General features: G+C 47.7%; 18 protein-coding genes. 6 read left to right on the top strand and 12 right to left on the bottom strand.

What is annotated here, in order from left to right; translation table 11 throughout:
* Positions 1–210 precede the first annotated feature (210 nt).
* Complete coding sequence (locus NYE74_RS04765; RefSeq protein WP_155619257.1) at positions 211–795, bottom strand: hypothetical protein; 585 nt, start codon at positions 793–795, stop codon at positions 211–213.
* A 326-nt stretch (positions 796–1,121) separates the two neighbouring features.
* Between NYE74_RS04765 and NYE74_RS04760 the strand changes: the two genes are divergently transcribed.
* Positions 1,122–1,778 carry a response regulator transcription factor gene (locus NYE74_RS04760; RefSeq protein ID WP_196427450.1) on the top strand — a complete coding sequence of 219 codons (657 nt, stop codon included), beginning with the start codon at positions 1,122–1,124 and terminating at the stop codon, positions 1,776–1,778.
* Between the two features lie 197 nt (positions 1,779–1,975).
* Here NYE74_RS04760 and NYE74_RS04755 read toward each other — a convergent pair whose 3' ends face one another.
* Together NYE74_RS04755 and NYE74_RS04750 are read right to left on the bottom strand one after the other, a co-directional pair.
* Positions 1,976–2,299, bottom strand: a complete 324-nt coding sequence (locus NYE74_RS04755) for a hypothetical protein (protein WP_155619255.1) — start codon at positions 2,297–2,299, stop codon at positions 1,976–1,978.
* Positions 2,300–2,362: 63 nt separating this feature from the next.
* Positions 2,363–2,626 carry a hypothetical protein gene (locus NYE74_RS04750; protein ID WP_155619254.1) on the bottom strand — a complete coding sequence of 88 codons (264 nt, stop codon included), beginning with the start codon at positions 2,624–2,626 and terminating at the stop codon, positions 2,363–2,365.
* Between the two features lie 34 nt (positions 2,627–2,660).
* Here NYE74_RS04750 and imm47 point away from each other — a divergent pair, with 34 nt between their 5' ends.
* Positions 2,661–3,050, top strand: a complete 390-nt coding sequence (gene imm47, locus NYE74_RS04745; protein ID WP_155619253.1) for an Imm47 family immunity protein — start codon at positions 2,661–2,663, stop codon at positions 3,048–3,050.
* A 16-nt stretch (positions 3,051–3,066) separates the two neighbouring features.
* Here imm47 and NYE74_RS04740 read toward each other — a convergent pair whose 3' ends face one another.
* Genes NYE74_RS04740 through NYE74_RS04730 form a run of 3 tightly spaced genes read right to left on the bottom strand, consistent with a single transcriptional unit; the run spans position 3,067 to position 4,656 of the window.
* Positions 3,067–3,531, bottom strand: a complete 465-nt coding sequence (locus NYE74_RS04740; protein ID WP_036618671.1) for a DoxX family protein — start codon at positions 3,529–3,531, stop codon at positions 3,067–3,069.
* A 42-nt stretch (positions 3,532–3,573) separates the two neighbouring features.
* Entirely contained in the window at positions 3,574–4,035 is a 462-nt protein-coding gene (locus NYE74_RS04735; protein ID WP_036618668.1) for a DUF2269 family protein, read from the bottom strand.
* 15 nt (positions 4,036–4,050) lie between these two features.
* Entirely contained in the window at positions 4,051–4,656 is a 606-nt protein-coding gene (locus tag NYE74_RS04730; protein WP_036618666.1) for a TetR/AcrR family transcriptional regulator, read from the bottom strand.
* A gap of 191 nt (positions 4,657–4,847) precedes the next feature.
* Between NYE74_RS04730 and NYE74_RS04725 the strand changes: the two genes are divergently transcribed.
* Complete coding sequence (locus NYE74_RS04725) at positions 4,848–5,498, top strand: helix-turn-helix domain-containing protein (RefSeq protein ID WP_036618664.1); 651 nt, start codon at positions 4,848–4,850, stop codon at positions 5,496–5,498.
* 541 nt (positions 5,499–6,039) lie between these two features.
* Here the strand turns inward: NYE74_RS04725 and NYE74_RS04720 are convergent.
* Positions 6,040–7,797 carry an ATP-dependent nuclease gene (locus NYE74_RS04720; protein ID WP_155619252.1) on the bottom strand — a complete coding sequence of 586 codons (1,758 nt, stop codon included), beginning with the start codon at positions 7,795–7,797 and terminating at the stop codon, positions 6,040–6,042.
* A 101-nt stretch (positions 7,798–7,898) separates the two neighbouring features.
* Positions 7,899–9,455, bottom strand: coding sequence for a BCCT family transporter (locus NYE74_RS04715; protein WP_278738207.1), 1,557 nt, complete (start codon positions 9,453–9,455; stop codon positions 7,899–7,901).
* A 128-nt stretch (positions 9,456–9,583) separates the two neighbouring features.
* Between NYE74_RS04715 and NYE74_RS04710 the strand changes: the two genes are divergently transcribed.
* A complete protein-coding gene (locus NYE74_RS04710; protein WP_036618658.1) occupies positions 9,584–9,847 on the top strand; it encodes a hypothetical protein in 264 nt (87 codons plus the stop codon).
* 56 nt (positions 9,848–9,903) lie between these two features.
* Here NYE74_RS04710 and NYE74_RS04705 read toward each other — a convergent pair whose 3' ends face one another.
* Positions 9,904–10,236, bottom strand: a complete 333-nt coding sequence (locus NYE74_RS04705) for a nucleotide pyrophosphohydrolase (protein ID WP_240752221.1) — start codon at positions 10,234–10,236, stop codon at positions 9,904–9,906.
* Positions 10,237–10,842: 606 nt separating this feature from the next.
* Between NYE74_RS04705 and NYE74_RS04700 the strand changes: the two genes are divergently transcribed.
* On the top strand, positions 10,843–13,137 hold the full coding sequence (locus NYE74_RS04700; RefSeq protein ID WP_420874614.1) for a bifunctional 2',3'-cyclic-nucleotide 2'-phosphodiesterase/3'-nucleotidase: 2,295 nt from the start codon (positions 10,843–10,845) through the stop codon (positions 13,135–13,137).
* 97 nt (positions 13,138–13,234) lie between these two features.
* Here the strand turns inward: NYE74_RS04700 and NYE74_RS04695 are convergent, their stop codons facing one another.
* On the bottom strand, positions 13,235–13,723 hold the full coding sequence (locus NYE74_RS04695; protein ID WP_036618654.1) for a pyridoxamine 5'-phosphate oxidase family protein: 489 nt from the start codon (positions 13,721–13,723) through the stop codon (positions 13,235–13,237).
* Positions 13,724–13,988: 265 nt separating this feature from the next.
* On the opposite strand from NYE74_RS04695, the gene NYE74_RS04690 reads away from it, so the two are divergent.
* Positions 13,989–14,732, top strand: coding sequence for a hypothetical protein (locus NYE74_RS04690; RefSeq protein ID WP_051985174.1), 744 nt, complete (start codon positions 13,989–13,991; stop codon positions 14,730–14,732).
* A gap of 95 nt (positions 14,733–14,827) precedes the next feature.
* Here the strand turns inward: NYE74_RS04690 and NYE74_RS04685 are convergent, their stop codons facing one another.
* The gene (locus NYE74_RS04685; RefSeq protein WP_036618648.1) at positions 14,828–15,790 is read right to left on the bottom strand and encodes a hypothetical protein; all 963 of its coding nucleotides are present in this window, start codon (positions 15,788–15,790) and stop codon (positions 14,828–14,830) included.
* Positions 15,791–16,013: 223 nt separating this feature from the next.
* Positions 16,014–17,036, bottom strand: coding sequence for an SMI1/KNR4 family protein (locus NYE74_RS04680; protein ID WP_036618645.1), 1,023 nt, complete (start codon positions 17,034–17,036; stop codon positions 16,014–16,016).
* Positions 17,037–17,285 lie beyond the last annotated feature (249 nt).

The following is a 17,285-nucleotide window of genomic DNA, read 5'->3' as shown; positions in this document are numbered from 1 at the left end:
ACAATAAAACCACTCCGCTAAACTGAAGTGGAGTGGTTTTATTAGTCCAAGTATCTAAGTCCGTATCATTATCAGTTCACTCGCCCCAGTCTATTTCTCCTTCACGTCCATTGTATCCAAAACATCCTCTATCACGCGAAAAATAAGCTTGCTCTCTTCCAAGGAACGGCTATAGAGCAGTACTCTAAAGGATGTTCCACTTCTTAAGTTTTATGGATATGGAAGTGGCGATAAATCCGCATATCCATTCCCGGAGATATCGTAACTGTTTACATTTTGAACCCATATATAATATTCTCCCTCGGGTATCCCTCTAAAATCAAAAGATGTATTTTCACTAGTATACCTTCCGGTTACATAGTGGTCCTTTTGAAAGTCTTTGCTTATCAACATATATAGAACTTGTGGGCTTCTAATTATGCTGAGATTGTCTGCCCACTGTACTACAGTTACCGTCACAATGCGTCCGTAGTCTGAATCGGGAACAGTGAGTGTACTACTTGATTGAGAGATTTCTGATTCCCCTAATCCACTATATTCAAAAACGACACGTGAGGAATTAACTGCAAAGTTATTTTCAGGCACCTTCGGTATTTGACTTTCTGATGAATCTTGCCAAACCATATGTTTAAATATTTCTTCCAGCTCGCTTTGACTTAATTCAACTTTTTCCATAGAACCTAAACTCACATTCATTTCAGAAGAATTACCAGACTCTGCATAAACACCTACGTTAAATGCTAGCAACAAGACAGTAGCTACTACGGTTGATGACAGCCATTTGACTATTTTCATTGTGCATCTCTCCCTTCTATTAACCTCTCAAGGAATATATTCCATATATTAACTATATATCATTTTGAAGGAATTGATACATTGATTTCTATGTGCTTGGTTGTATTTTTCCTTATGGTTTCAATCAAATATCCTATTATCTCACTGCAACTTAAATTGAGGAAAACCATAGAAAAAATAAGGATTCAAAATATTGTTATTTTTGGTACGATTATTGTAATGAAAAAGATTTACAATGAAGTAGGTGATAAGTCTTTGAAATGTAGATCAAAACATATAGTTTGCTAGATATGGGAACAGGCGCATCAGAAAAAAGGAGGGTTTTCATGACAAAACAAATTCATGTAGTTGTTATTGATAACCAACCTGCCGTAAGTGCTGGTATCAAAATCATTTTAGAGGAAGATACCTCCATTAAAGTGATTGGCTCGGCTAAAAATGGTAAGGATGGTTTAAAACTTATAGAACAATTAAATCCATCCGTAGTTTTACTTGAATTAAAGCTACCTGATGGTTCTGGTCTTAAACTATTACGGCATATAAAAGAGCAATTTCCTGCGATTAATACTATTATTTATACAGGATATGATTTTGAGCCTTTTCTTAATGAAATCATTGAGAGTGGAGTAAGCGGAGTTATGAACAAAAATGCATCCACAAAGGAGATTCATCAACTAATTCGTAATGTTATAAATGGTTATACGATGATCCCTTTAACAATATTTAGCAGAATGAGGATACATCGCTCTCCAGAAGTTCAGCATTATTGGGAAATTGATTTGACTGATAGTGAAAAAAGAATTGTATCTTTAATAGCTCAAAAATATACAAATGTAAAAATTGCCAGTGAAACGAATGTCAGTGAAAGTTCTGTTGAAAATCATTTAAAGAAGCTATACAACAAGCTTGGTGTAAATTCAAAAGCTGAAGCATTTAATAAAATAACTCGTGAAAACAGAATCTTGGCCCTCAAGGACATATAAATAAAAATACATATTTTTTCAATCCATGTAGGACTCATAATTGAACAAACTAAAACAACAGCTTCGTTACTCCTCAAGTGATTCCCTAAAAATGAGTTTTACACAAAATTCTTGGAGACCCAGCTGTTGTTTTAGCTTGTCAGGGGAAAGGGGGCTCATTAATTTCCTTATCTGAATGCATTCTCTTACCGTAAAGCTCACTCTTCAACTTTCAAAAACTTCTTCTCCCCTATGATTACCATCTTAGTATCTTTTCTAATGTCACCTAAGTTATAAACCACACCTTCCGAAGGTACGGGAGCATCGGGTGTATACTCAAAATCACCGAACTTTGTGGTTATTCCGTCAACATATTTTGCAGTTTTAGCATTCCCTATTTCCTCCGGGGTAGCTTTTCTGACAATCATGTTGCCTTTAGTTTTGTTACCCGTATCTGAAATGTTCAGAAGCGCCAGAAGCACGACGGCACAAACCAACGAAGCTGCAATGGTGATTAAAACAACTTTTTTTCGATTTCTCATTGGACTGATATAATCCTCCCTAAGTATTTTTATAACATAATTATATCTTATCTTGATTGTGGATTAACACCCATTTTTTACATGGTTTGCCACAAGGGACTTAGGGGGGACACTAAATTTTAATGAGAGAATCACCCATAACTCCGCATACTTAGTCATCCTCCCAAAGGACTTGTCCACGGAAGATTTAGCGGCGTTCTTCCATATCTTGTCCCGAATGATGTCTTCCATGTTGAGGTCCAGCTCATCGGCCAGTTCGTCGCGATCTCCTGTTTTTTTGTGCAACACCGCGTCTTCGGACAATTTCCACTGAAAATTTTCCAGCAATTCGAAATCCTCCAGGCTTAGCGAGATAACCTCAATGGTCCTTAGAGAGGCCATCGATGCGTTTATTGATTATGAAGAACCATTGGGCTTGGGCGCTTCGATTGAAGAGATCGGGCATTATTACTGGAAATACTATGACGCGTGCGATACGAAGAAATATTATTTTAATCAGAAATTGGCTTTTCCCGGGAATTTAACGAAAAAATTGATCGAACGAGTGCTGATCGCCGCAAACGGACAACAACAGCTCGAAATGCAGCTTATTCCGTCATTATTGTCGATTTGGTCTGGACGGAAGGTGCCCGGGGAGTATCACACCGTGATCAACGAACACAACTACAAGGACTTCATCGATTATGTCAGAGAGCTCTCCAGAGGAGATTGGGAGGCTGGGGAAAAATATTTTTACGGGCATAAGCTATAGCCTCCCGAATCACATTTTATGTTCTCCGTACAGATCGATGACGGAAGTAGAATATCATGATTGCAAGGGTCGCTGACAGGAAGACGATTTGCATTAGGGTGCGGGGAATCAATGCATCTAACGGTTTCGTCGCAAGGCCTGAAAGGGCATAGTGGACATTTGCCGGGAACATGCAGATGAGTAGAAGCGAGAGCCCTGCAGCTGCCCAAGGGGCCGTGGGCCGCCACAGCAAACCTATAGCCCCTGCCAACTCCAGCAGACCGGTGATCGTCACGATTAGACCGGGATAGGGCAAGCTGGACGGTACCATGCCAATAAGTTCTTCCCGCATCCATACAAAATGAACCGTGCCGGTCAACACAAACATAGCTGCAACTCCGCCTCGAAGCGCAACAGGCCAAGAGCGCAGACGTTTTACTCCAGCAGCTCCCAGAGCAAAAATGACAAGCGTGACGACAACAAGAACAATAAGGGGTTCCATCGTATGACCTCCGTTATTTTCGGTTTCGAGAGTACCCGCAGTTCAGAATCCTTTTGTTACCATCAGGTAAAGAATAACGAGCGGCAGCAAAGTAGCGGCCGTGCCGTATATGGCCCATATACGGGAAGCGCGGCGATATTGTGCGGAGATGGTGCCGCTCTCTATGCAATCGGCGCTATACCCGATCATTTTGCGCTGCATCGGAATCAGAACGGCCAGCCAAACGAGTCCGGTAACGGCGAACAAGCTCAGGGAAAGGGTAAGCCAGTTTAAACCCGACAGCGAGAATCCCGATAATCCGGCCATTGTACCGCCTGAGAGGACGATCAGGATGAACCCGGGAATGGTAAAAACATAATCCGCGGACATCACGTTCTTAACAGCATGGTGAATGACCTGCGGGTTACCGGTCAGATCGGCCCGAATTTTCCAAAATGCCGCCGTCACGATATTTCCAACCATCAATAAAACGCCGATCAGATGCAAGGTTAACCAGAGTCCCACTTATCCTCACCCTTTCTATTCCCGTTCTCTACGGGGGTTTAGAATATCCGTCATCAATGCCGTTAAGTCCTGCGCTTTAAGAATCGCCCGAACATTCGGAATGCTTGAGCGGATGCGGAAACCGAGCGTCATCAGGGTGAACATTTCCGCCGTTTTTTCCGCATCCACCATCTCTGGAATGACTCCGTACTTCTGGCCCGTTTCAATCCATACCTTGGATAAATATACGGACCGATCGTAATACTCCTTCAACGCTTCCGCGACTAAGGGGTCTTCCTCCTTGCCGAGTAAATACAGCAGCACTTTGTTGGTAATGCTATATGGGCTTTCATACTCGATAATACTCTCCTTGATTTTCTGCATCGGGTCGTCGAAATTCCGGCGGCCATGCTCAACCTCATTCATGAAACGTCTATTGGTTTCTTCGAGAACTTCTTGCAAAAGCCAAACAAAGATTTCGTCTTTGCTTTTGACATAATGGAATATCGCCCCTTTGGACAGGCCGGATCTGTCCATGATGTCCTGCATCGTAATCGAATAGCAGCCTTTTTCCTCAATCAATGCCTTGGTTGCGTCGATCAGCCGTCTTGTTGTCTGTTGTCTGCGTTCCTCCTGTTTCAAAGCCGCCCCTCCATGTAACCATTTAAATTTTATATGTTTATTATAAATACAGACCGTCGGTTTGTAAATATATATTTAGTGTTTACAGCAAACTCATATCGGATAAAATACGAACATATACTAGTTGCAGTTTAACTTGCAGTTTAGTTGTAATTCAACTTTTAGTTTGCTATGATGGGAGGTGAATAGACATGATGAGCAAAGGGGTGTGGCTCATGACAACCATAGAACTCCGGATGCAGGCAAGAGAGCTTGTCAGGGAGATTGCTGCTAAATCCGATCAGGAACTAATCACGATTGACGCCGGCTCACTTAAAAACTTAATCCACCTAATGAGAGATTACGCTATCATTACCCATGCAACAAATCCGGAAGCGGAAGTTGAAACCGTTATGGAATCGTTAATCGAGTATGTAGATTTTAATGAAAGCGCGTCTACCGCTCGCAAGGGAGGTATTACCTATCGCACTACCCAACTTGCCGAGATTTTTGATGTCTCCGTAACCGCGATCAATAACTGGATTGATGAAGGCCGGTTTATTGGATACAAACGGCAGCCTCGCAGACATGCGCGAATTCCGCATTTCACGCCATTCAAGCACCGTGACGGAAGTGTGGAGCCTCTTGGACTTGTTGTAGAAAGATGCAAACACCAAAAAAGTGATTCGTTCGCGGACGACGACGAAAAAGCAATGCTAATTAGTGAGATCAGACTTCTTCAACAAAAATACGGTGGGAAAGCCTTCGATGAAGCTTTTGATTTCGAAAATCTGACAAGCGAACAGGAAAGCGATGCTTCCCGTTGGCGCTTTTACTTGGCTAGGCTTAAAGAACTTTCATGAGCAGATATAGCGAATATGTCGAAAAACACGTACCGAAGCCTCCCATTGTCCCCACCGATTGGGATTACGTCAGTTACGAGTTTGATGATATTATAGACGGCTCGATTCTTGACGGGAACAAAGAAGGGCCTAGCCGATACCCCCAAATCCGGAAAACGATCCGTATCAAATATAGCGGAGGCACCTTGCACGCCTCTGAGTACATACAGGATCGTAGGGGCGAAGCCCCTAAAGTGATTGGTTTTGAATATGATTGGCAGTACAACCGGGATAATCCGGATGCGTGTTGGAAGTTCCACTATGATACCTATCATCCGGAACAATATTGGCCAGCGACAAAGCACTTTCACCAACATGACCAGCCAAATCCGCAAAAAACGAGTCATGGGAGGATGTCCAATTTCTCCATACGGGATACTTGTGCCGTACTGGAAACGATCCGCGTTGTACTCCGTGTATCCGGTAAATTGCCCATGTCCTGATTCAATACATAATAGACTGGCCGCTCATTGAGCGGCTTTTTAAGTTTTCAACTATAATACTACTCATTCACCACCGTAATATCCTCATCCCTAATTTTCCAAAGCGGATCATGGCTTAGCCCCTTTTGCGCAATAAATCCGCTCACCTTCTTCGTTAGCTCAAATAGATTTGCGTATTCCAAGCTGCAATGCCGCTCTTTTTCGATAATTCTGTTGATGATAGTCATGAACTTTTGGGCAGCCTCATTTTCTTCCTCAGCGAAAACTTTCCATGCATTATACGGTTTTAAACCGTCGGCCTTTCCCTCTAGGTACTCGGCTTCAAAATTCGGTATGGATACAAAAGATTTGATGTTAAGGCCCTTCGTCCGCCCTGCCTCAACTTCTCTCATCATTTTTTGGTTCATCGTCCACATGGAATTTATGATGTACTTGCCGTTTCTTTTGATTTTCGGGCTATCCGCGTCATGAAGAATACTGTAGTTTACTTTAAAATGATTAAGTATTTTTGACACGGTCACGATATTCGCTTTGCCCAAGCAATTGATGACGTGAACCGAGTCCTGTGCGATTTTTCCGGTTTGCATGAGTGATTTTACAACCGTAACTTCGGTTTCCCCTTCGACCAGCAAGTTATGATTTGCAAAGAAAAATTCGTTGAAATATGGGTTGCAGAAATTCAGCATTTTTAAGTTTTCTTTATCATCGGCTGTAAACTTGGCATCACCTGTGGAAAAAGTGTTCACCGTGTGGTTAACGCCGGGATCTTTTTCAATTCTGATGATGGTTGTATGGTCTTTCGTCAGATCGATAAAAACAGGGGAATGCGTGGAAATCATCACCTGCCAATCGGAATGCTCTGCAATCGTGTAAAGTGATTCCATGGCGCTTCGAATCGCCGAGGGATGCAGAAAAGCCTCCGGTTCCTCCAATAGTAGAATTTTTTTCGTGCCTACGCCGACCGGCTTCTTTTTCACCTGGTGTCTGCCGGTTTCCGCAAGCATCTTTAAGGCCGACCACAGAAACGTTCTCTGCAGACCCGTACCATGATTGGAAAGGGGTGCTAAATGCTGTTCACTGCTGCCCAGCCGGATAAAGCTGCCGCTTCCGATCAGCTTGTCCGGTTCGATTTTGCTGGCCTGCGGATCAATCTGGACGATGCTTGCTTCCGGAAAAACCTTCATGATTTCTGCGGAAACCATAGCGCATGAACGATTCAACTCTTCCGAAATTTCCGTTTGTACGTCCTCAGCTAATTTCTTAATGTCGGCTAAAAGCTGCTGAACCTTCGTATTATCCCTTTTGGTGTTTTGTTTGATGGCATCGATGAGGATTTCGAGGATTTTTTTCTCTAATTCCAAGGGATCGTCGAGCGGAGATATTTTTAAAGGAGTTGGGATCTTGTTCGTCAGAATACTGTCAAAACCGCCCATGCCCCCTTTTTCGAACTCCCCAGTCGCGGGGTTAAAGGAGAACTTCTCACCGCCCGCATCAGGCGAAGACCAGCGGTACTGCGCTTTGATGCAATTTTTGTACCCGGATTCCTCGTCGTCATGGATCCACTTTTGGGCTAACTCCCCTTCTTCAACATCCACAAATATCCCGGTTATTACGGGCTTATGGTTGATATCTTCGTTGTGAAAATCTTTCAATTTCAAGGGCGCACCTGTCGACGCAAAGGCCTCATAGGCGGATAGGACGGTGGTTTTGCCGACGTTATTTTTACCTATGAGTACAATAATATTATCGATTTTTATCTTTACGCCCTCCGGACCGATCCCCCGGAAGTTTTCGATGATTAGCTCCGCCAACTTCATTACCGTTCCTCCCGAATGCCTGCGAGATTATTAGAATAAGAGATTCACTAAAATCATTATCTCCTGTCCTCCTTCCTAATATCCCTTCACTTCACCTGTTCTTATTTCCTTCTTTCCTCGTTGGCCGCTTTTTCCAGGCGGCGGAAACGTTTCAGGTCCGCCTTCCGGATTGGTAGCGGTTCTTGTCTGACGAGCCGGACGACAGCCACCATCAACAACAGCAGCAGGATCGTAAACGGCAGGGCCGCAATAAGGGAAGCGGTTTGCAGCGCTTCAAGCCCGCCCGCATAGAGAAGGACGCCGGCGATCACCGCCATCAGCCCTCCCCATACAAACTTGGCGAATTGCGGCGGATTCAGGCTGCCGAACGTCGTCATACTGGATAAAATGTACGTCGCCGAATCCGCGGAGGTCACCAGAAACACGAAGATAAGCAGAATGGACAGTACCGACATGAACGTGGAGAACGGCAGTTGATTCAACGTCTGGAATAGAGCGACAGTAACGTCTTCATTGACGGCCGAAGCAATTCCCGATCCATGGTTTAGATCGCTCCATAACGCCGTACCGCCGAACACCGCGATCCAGAGGCAGGCGATCACCGGGGGGATGATCATGACCCCCATAATGTACTCGCGAATCGTGCGCCCTTTCGAGACGCGGGCGATAAAAGCGCCGACAAAGGGCGACCACGCTATCGCCCAGGCCCAATAGAAAATCGTCCAGTCGCGCACCCAGGTGCCGCCCTGATAGGGCTGCATCCGCAAACTGTATCCGATAAAATTCGAAAAATAATCTCCCAGCGCCAGCGTAAAAGTTTCCAAAATGAACACGGTAGGTCCGGTGGCAAATACGAATACCAAAAGAACGAGGGCCAACCCCAAGTTTAAGTTGCTTAAATAACGAATCCCTTTATCGAGGCCGGTGGTCGATGACAGCATATAACCCACAAAAATGATGGCGATAATCCCCAATTGGACCGCGATGGATTGCCCCAGGCCAAACACCGCTTTGAGTCCGCCATTCATTTGCAGAGCCCCTAGACCAAGGGACGTGGCGACGCCCATCACGGTGGCTATAACCGCGAGCGTATCCACCGTATTCTTGACGGCGGGTTTACTCCCCAGTACGGGTTCAAGCGCTGTGGACATCAGACCGTTTTTTTGTTTGCGGAACTGCAGAAATCCGATCACCAGCCCCGCCAGCGCCAAAACCGCCCATTGGCTGACACCCCAGTGAAAAAAGGCATACCCCATCGCAATTCTGGCCGCCTCGACCGATTCGCCCTGTACTCCGGAAAACGGTGGCGTAAAGAAGTGGCTCATCGGCTCGGCGACTCCCCAAAACACCAATCCGACGCCAAAACCGGCCGAAAACAGCATGCCGATCCAGGTGAAAAAAGGAAACTCCGGCTTCTCCTTTTCCCCGCCCAACCGGATAGCCCCATACTTACTAATCGCCAGCCAAATCAGAAACAGGATGATCGCAAATACCCCCAGCAGGTAAAACCATCCGAAATCCCTTGTAGTGAACTCAAACAAGCGGCTCGAAACCGCGCCAAACCTCCCGGGCATGATCGCCCCCAGCAGGACCAGGGCAAAAATGATCGCGGCGGATACGGAGAACACGGGATTTTTCCAAATCGATTTATTGTTCATGATGTTTGCACCCCTTAGCTGGCCAGTTTCTCCGCTTTATTTTTCCTGATCATGCTAAGTAATATACGGTCCTCGGTGGAGCGCTGGCGAAAGAAACAGCCCCCGATAATGCGAGCGGGGAAACGGCTGTGATTACGGTAACGTCCGATACGAAGCTGGTTTCCATAACTTTTTCGGACAATCAGGTAGTGGAAAGCGAAATTTCTCTGCCCGATCTGCAGGAAGGGGCCATGATCCAGTATACGCTGGCGGAAAATTCAACAGATGCGCTTAAAATTACAGTAAGGCCGGCCGGCGGACCCGAGGATATGAGCGCCAAGGCCCGGAAAAAAACGCGGAGCAAACGACATCGTCAGGAGAATAATACCGGTAAAACTACACCACCTGCATAACGGATGTTTTTTGTTTCGCACGCTTCGCGGGCTCAACTGGCTGAAGCCATTAACTATCACAGCTCCGTATACTTCTCCCTTTTCCCGTAAGCCTTGTCCACCGGATATTTGGCTGCGTTTTGGCGCATTTTGCTGCGAATAATATCCTCGATGTCGAGGTTCAGGGCATCAGCCAAATAAACCGCGTAGACCAGTACGTCGGCCAGTTCGTCCGCGATATCCGCTTTTTTGTGCAAAACGGCTTCCGCGGAGGTTTTCCATTGAAAGTTCTCCAGCAGTTCGGAGGCCTCCAGGCTTAGAGAAATCGCCAAGTCTTTCGGATTATGGAACTGCTCCCAATTCCGCTCCTCCCGGAAAGCGAGGATCATTTTTATCAGCTCTTCATTCATGTTCGGCGCTCCTATCATCGTCTTACTTCCAACTTATTACGGAATGCGCCGTTCGTCAAACGTGCGGTCTGGAGACAAGGGGTATGACTCGGCTGGACAAAGAGAAAAATAACTGACATCTCCCTATCATCAGTCCAAAAAAACCATGACTTTTCCCGCCCCATCCCTTAAAATAAAAACAATTTCATAAGTTTACTTAGTTTTTACGTTTGCTCGGAAGTACCAAAAAAGGCTCAAAACCAAAAACGGCGCTTGACCAACCAATCATGTGAACCTCCAGAAAGAATATAAAGCCAATAAATGTCGTTATTCCGGCGATATCCGTCCATTTGAGAGAAATAAAGGAAAATTATGTCGCTATTTTAGTAAATTACATGGAAATGTCCGCGTCCCAGACCAGTCTTAGGAAAATAAGGACGAAAAATTCCGCTAATGGGAATGAACACCCCCGGCTTTCTGATAATAAGCGCATAAAATTCCGCTATTTTCAAGGCCGGAGGTTCTTCGTGTTCCTGCAGCAGGCTGTCAAGCGCCGATTTCTAGGTTGGGCCAAAAAAAGAGGGAGGAATAAAATTGATCAAGCACCGAAGTCCAAAGCTTATCCTGATGTCGGCGATCCTGACCGCCAGTCTCGCGGCCATGCCTTTCTCGGCCTTTGCGGCCGACAGCGCCGGGACTACCGTGGAGCTCCGCATCCTGGAGACCACCGATTTGCACGTCAACATCGTCAACTACGATTATTTTGCGGATAAGCCTACCGATGAGTACGGTCTGGCGAAAACGGCGACGCTTATTAAGCAGGCCCGTGAAGAAGCCAAAAATAGCGTGCTTATCGACAACGGCGACCTGATTCAAGGGAACCCGCTGGGCGATTACGTGGCCACGGTGGAGAAGCTGCAAGAAGGCCAAACGCATCCGGTCTATAAAGCGATGAATCTGCTGAATTACGATGCGGGCAACCTGGGCAACCACGAGTTCAACTATGGGCTGGATTTCCTCAAAACTGCGCTGAAAGGCTCCAACTTCCCCTATGTGAACGCGAATATTTACATAGACGACAAAGATGGGGATCCCGCAAACGACAAAAATGCGTTTAAGCCATACATCATTTTGGACAAGGAAGTAATCGACAACAACGGAGCGAAGCACACGCTAAAGGTTGGGGTTATCGGTTTCGTGCCTCCGCAAATTATGTCCTGGGACAAGGCCAATCTGGAAGGCAAAGTCATCACCAAAGATATCGTGGAAACAGCCGAAAAGTTCGTGCCGCAAATGAAAGCGGAAGGCGCCGACATCATTATCGCGGTACCGCACTCCGGCTTCGAGGACATCCCGCAAACACCGCTGATGGAAAACTCGGTGCTGTACCTCAGCAAGGTGAAAGGGATCGACGCGATCCTGTTCGGCCATGCGCATAAAGTGTTCCCGGACGCTTCCTTCGAAGGCAAAACCGGCGTTGACCTGAAAAAAGGCACGATCAACGGCGTTCCCGCCGTCGAGCCGGGCTACTGGGGCAACCATCTGGGGATCATCGACCTGACGCTGGAGCAAACGGACGGCAAATGGACGGTCAAGGATTCCACCGCTTCCGTGAAGCCGATTTACGACACCGCCAACAAAAAGCCTCTCGTCGAAGCCGACCAGAAAATCTGGGACGCGGTCGCCAAGGATCATGAAAACACGCTGAACTACGTGCGCGGTCCGGTCGGCACGACGACGGCGCCGATCAACAGCTGGTTCGCGCTGATTCAGGACGATCCGTCCATTCAAATCGTGAACAACGCGCAAAAATGGTACGTGGAACAGCATCTGCAAGGAACGGAATACGAAGGTCTTCCGATCATTTCGGCGGCGGCTCCTTTCAAAGCGGGCGGACGCCAGGGCGCAAACTACTACACGGACATTCCGGCCGGCAACATCGCGATCAAAAACGTCGCCGATCTGTACCTGTATTCGAACACGGTTAACGCCGTGCTGGTGACGGGCGCCGAGCTGAAGGAATGGCTGGAATGGTCGGCGGGACAATTCAATCAGATCGATCCATCCAAAACGGAGGAGCAAGAACTGGTCAACTACGATTTCCCAACGTACAACTTCGACGTGATTGACGGAGTGACTTACCAAATCGACGTCACGCAGCCAGCCAAATACGACGCCAAAGGCGGACTTTTGAACGAAAAGGCCAGCCGTATCGTCAATCTCAGCTACCAAGGCAAACCGATCGATCCGCAGCAAAAATTCGTCGTGGCCAGCAACAACTACCGCGCCTCGTCGAACAAGTTCGCCAACCCGGACGGAAAGCGGATTATCTTGGCTTCGCCGGACGAAAACCGGCAGGTCGTCATCGATTACATCCGCAAAAACGAAACGATCAATCCGAGCGCGGACGGCAACTGGTCGCTCGCTCCGTTCGGCAGCGCCAACGTAACGTTCGCCACTTCGCCGGCCGCCAAAGACGCCCTGGCCGCGAGCGCCGCATTGGCCGCGAAGCAAAACGTTCTGACGTACCTGAAAAATACGGAAGACGGCTATGCCAAATTCAAGCTGAGCGTGAATGCCGAAAAGGCCTCCGCCAGCCCTGCTTCCGAACCGGTTGCGCAGCCGGCATCGCCAGCGGCGCCGCAAGCCGATCCGGCGGAAACGCCGGCAACGACGCCGGAGCAGCCCGCTCCGGCAGAAGAGCCGCAGGCGGAAGCCAAACCTGTTAAGACGCCGTCTAAACAGACAATTTCCCAACCGGCAGCCTCCAAAGATACCGTCTATACGGTGGAAAAAGGCGACAACTTGTACCGCATCGCCATCAAACACGGCACGACCTGGCAAGCTTTGGCCAAGTACAACAAGCTGGCGAATCCGCATCTGATCCATATCGGGCAGAAAATTTTGATTCCGGCGAAGTAACCTGTTTCGATAGAACAACCAAAGGCGCGGCCATCATGGCTGCGCCTTTGGTTTTATTTTTTCAGGATGACTTAGTGCTTCCCAAACTTTACCGGGTTTAGACCAAAGTCACCGTCTTGTTCACTTCCGCTTCGGAAGCGGCCCCGGTGAACTGCGAGAACATCCGCTTCATCATTTTGGTCCAATTGCCGGTTTCCCAATATTCGGCCGCTTCGGCCCTCACCTTGATCAAAGCAAGCTGCGGATCGTCGCTGGTCGTATTCAACAGCTTCGCATAGGCCGGGTTCCAGAGCTCCTTGATTTTCGCCCGGTCTTCAACAAGTTCGCCTTTTCCGCGAATGGACACATACGATTTCCCCGCATAGGCTACATTCACATTCGGATTGTCCCGGAGCTGACGATACTTGTCCGTATCCTCTTTGGTCAGGAACCAGAGATCCCCGTCAAACTCGACTTCCTGCGTTTTCATCGGACGTGACACTAATCCTTCCTTCGTTACGGTGGTAAGCATCGCTATCTCGATCCCTTTGATCAATTCCCGAACCGTCTCAACGGCCGCTTGATGCGCTGCCTGATCGTTTGTCATTTTGGTTCCCTCCATTTAGGGTTTTGGACTGAATGTTGCTTCCCCGTTAGGTTAAACAGGAAGGCCGGAAAATAAACAGACCCAAGAGGCTGGTTCACATGAACTTAACTATTTTGTAAAGTTTTGTTGTTTTTATGTAAATAACCTGCTTATTTTCTCTGGTATCATTTTTGCTAGACAAGCTGAAAGGGGTACATACCGTTGAAAAAAACTGGGCGCATGGCTGTTGTTGGGGGCCATTTTGCTTGCGGGATGTAGTTCGGATATGCCGGAAGCAGCTTCACAGGCACCAAACGAGCCTACCGGCAATCAGGCATTCACGCAGCCGGAACAAGAGACGAACCAGGGTACGACCAATCCCGAGCAAGGTACAGCGGCAACGGAGCCGACACAAGAGGCTGAAGAAGGTCCAGCCTGGTCTTCGGAAAACAAAGAAGTGAAGCTTAAGCCTGTGAAGGTCACCGATACTTCCTATGAGGGCCTGACTGTGGAAATCAATGGCGTGAAAAAAGAATTCGACTGGAGCTTTCCTACGCTCTATGAGCCTCAGGTTTTTTATGCGGATGTGACGGGAGATGGCAAGCAAGAAGCGGTTATCATCTATAGTATAGGAAAAGGTACTGGTTTAAGCCTTGATGAAATCCATGTGCTGGACAGCAGCGATTTTTCGGAAATCAAAGTGCCGAGTTACGAGGAAACCGTTGCCAACCATATCGAAACGCATATTACGAACCATGATGATATCTTAGACATTAAAGTGAACGCCATGGAAAAAGAACACAAATTCCGTTACGAGTCCCCCTATCCGGATTTGGATCAAGATCAGCTTGGGTTCGGCGGCGTAGTTTATTATAACGTGAAAAATCAAAAGCTCACCTCCACCTTGGGCGCAAGCATCGGAATGGCAGTGTACGTATGTGATGTCCACATCACCTATAAGTTCGACCCTGCCAAAAACGAATTTGTTGCCGATCAAATTGAAGTCGAACCTTTCAGCAACATGAAGTAGAGCGAGCGCCTGCTTGTCACTGACTCGCTTTTCCGATAAAACAAGCCTTCCCCGGCGGTCTTCTTGGCCGACAGAGAAGGCTTGTTTATGGTTTTTTACATCACTTCGAAATAATAAAATTGACCTTTGGAATTAAACTTGCCTTGTACCTTTGGAGCGCCCTTTTTAGTGAACATCACGGTATCCTCATTGCCTTTGACCTTTTCGGCGGCATATCCCGAAAGATCCAGATTCATGATCGATTTGGCCTGCTTGGCGGCAGTTTTCAGCAGTTGATCCAAAGTATAGCTTTTGATCTTGTTTTCGATAGCCTCCCTATCTTTGGTGTCTTTTTTATGAAGTTGATCGGTCAGTGCCAGCGCGTTGACGGTCATGATTTTGTTGGTTCCTTGCTCGACGTCAATCCATGCGTTCCCCTTGTCTGTCGTGTAGGCCAAATTATAAACCGGCTTTTGATTCGGTTTTATCGTCATACCGCTTACGCTGCGGGCTTTCTTTTTTAGTCCGCCGATTTTGGCAAGGGCCGCGTCCGCCGCCGCCTTGGCCGGCTGAGGGACATCCTTGTCTTTAATGTCTACGGTACTGTACTCCAGCTTTCCGTTTGTAAGGAAAATGGTCCCGGCATCGTTTCCTGTATTCACTTTCAGCCCCTCTGAATTCATGTAGTTAACGATAACTATGTCAAGCTCCTGGCTGTTCTTCGGGAATGCCTTTTTCCATGCATCTTTCAATTCTTTCTTAAACTTTGCGTTTTGCAGGTCCTTGTATTTGAATTGGGCCGAGATGAAATTAACGGTTCCTTCAGCATCTACGATCACTTGGCTGTATGACTGTCCCTCGATCTCAAACGCCACATCGTTTCCGAACGGTTCGGCTTTCGAGAACGAGTAGGTATTTCCCGTGATCTCTTTCAGCTTGTTCTGCGCAGCTTCGATTAAAGCTTGATCCACGTTCTGGATAGTTACAGCCGAGGCGGCATGGGCAGAAGCGTCCGGTAAACCGCTCACCAGCATGGCGGCCAGTGCAACGGAGCCGATTATTTTGTGAATTTTGTTCATTGGTGTTATCCTCCCTGATCCTTAATCTGTTCACTTATATAACAAATAAGGACAGGCGATTCGTGACAAGGCGCAAAAAAAAGCCGCCCTTCGAGCGGCGGTGTTATTCAAATGAGCGAGCAGTTCACGGGGAAAGGCCTTCCGCCCCATAAAGCACAAGGCCGCCTATAAGAAGGCGGCTCTGCCGTTCATTCTTTTTCCCGGGGGAAGAAATGGTTTACGCTTAAACCTCACTAACCAGCCCACGAATAAAAGTCTCAAAACGGGAAGCGAGTTTGGTTATTTTGAAGTTGTTCGCCTTATCGACATGCACAACCTCGGGTTCGCCGTCGTTTCCGGACTCGCGGTAGTCCAGCATAATCGCCCCGGACTCCGCCGGACAGTCGCCGATGATTACGCCAAATTCGGGATAACCCTCGTTGTCAATACGGAATCGGCTGCCCGCTGCCCCGCATAGGGAATGTTTTTTCTCTCTGCCGATGCCCAAAATGCCCGTAATCTCGATAGGGCCTTCAGCCCGATCACCAGCTTGCCCTATAGGAAAAAACCGGCTCCGCGGAATGCCGCCGTTATGTATTTTCATCATCTGAATATAAAAAGCAGGCAGCTTGAAAACCAGTTCTTCTTCCACGGAAGCAATCAGTTCGTCGCTGGGCGGTCCGGATACGTACTTCTCCGCGTCCGGGGCGCCGTCGTCCCAAAAACCCGCCAAATCCAACTCGCCGTCCGCGCCGGAAACGGCGTAACCGCCTGGTCCAGCGGGGCCGCCTTCAGCACTTCCATCGGCTCGTCCGGCACCGCTTCCCCGATCATTATCGCCGTCCGCATCGGCATCCGCCCCAGTTGAAGCCTCAGCTTTGCCCCGGTCGCCGTCTCCCGATTCGCCAGGCTCCTCCGCAAGTTTTTCCCGGATCCAGCCCAGGAATTCCAGCGTGTCTTCATCCCCGGGGTCCAACCGGTCGGCGGCTTCGAACGCTTTCAAAGCTTCGTCATACTGCTCCAGATAGTAATAGGCAAGTCCCACCCGGTAATGCCAAAGCGGGTCCTCCCGCCCCTCGTCCGCAACGGTCATAAACTGTCCAACCGCTTCTTCATACCGCTCCAGATTGTTTAACGCCCGCCCCAAATGGCTGACCAGCTCATAATTCCTGTCCTCGGCGGGAATCTCCGTAATCGCATTTACGATATTCTCAAACTCATCTTCCTCATGCCACGTCTCCAACTGCGCCAAAAGATCTTCTCTCAACACGAACTCCTCCTACGCGAAAGCCTTTTTCAAATTATACCATTCCGAGAGGAGCGTTCTCCAGCGCGGCACCTCTTACTGATCATTTCTTCCTGTTTATCTCTCTCCGATCACGGGAGGGGCGGTAATATTCCGCGAAATGCAAAAGTGCAGGCGATTTTTGTCGAAACCCTCTATAACAGGCGGCTCAAATGCAAAAGTGCAGTTCAGATTCAGTCATTCGCCCATATTTTTCCAAAAACTCCCCAA

The sequence above is a fragment of the Paenibacillus sp. FSL P4-0127 genome (assembly GCF_038007325.1).
Lineage (GTDB): Bacteria > Bacillota > Bacilli > Paenibacillales > Paenibacillaceae > Fontibacillus > Fontibacillus macerans.
This window is presented reverse-complemented; position numbering and strand designations above follow the sequence as displayed.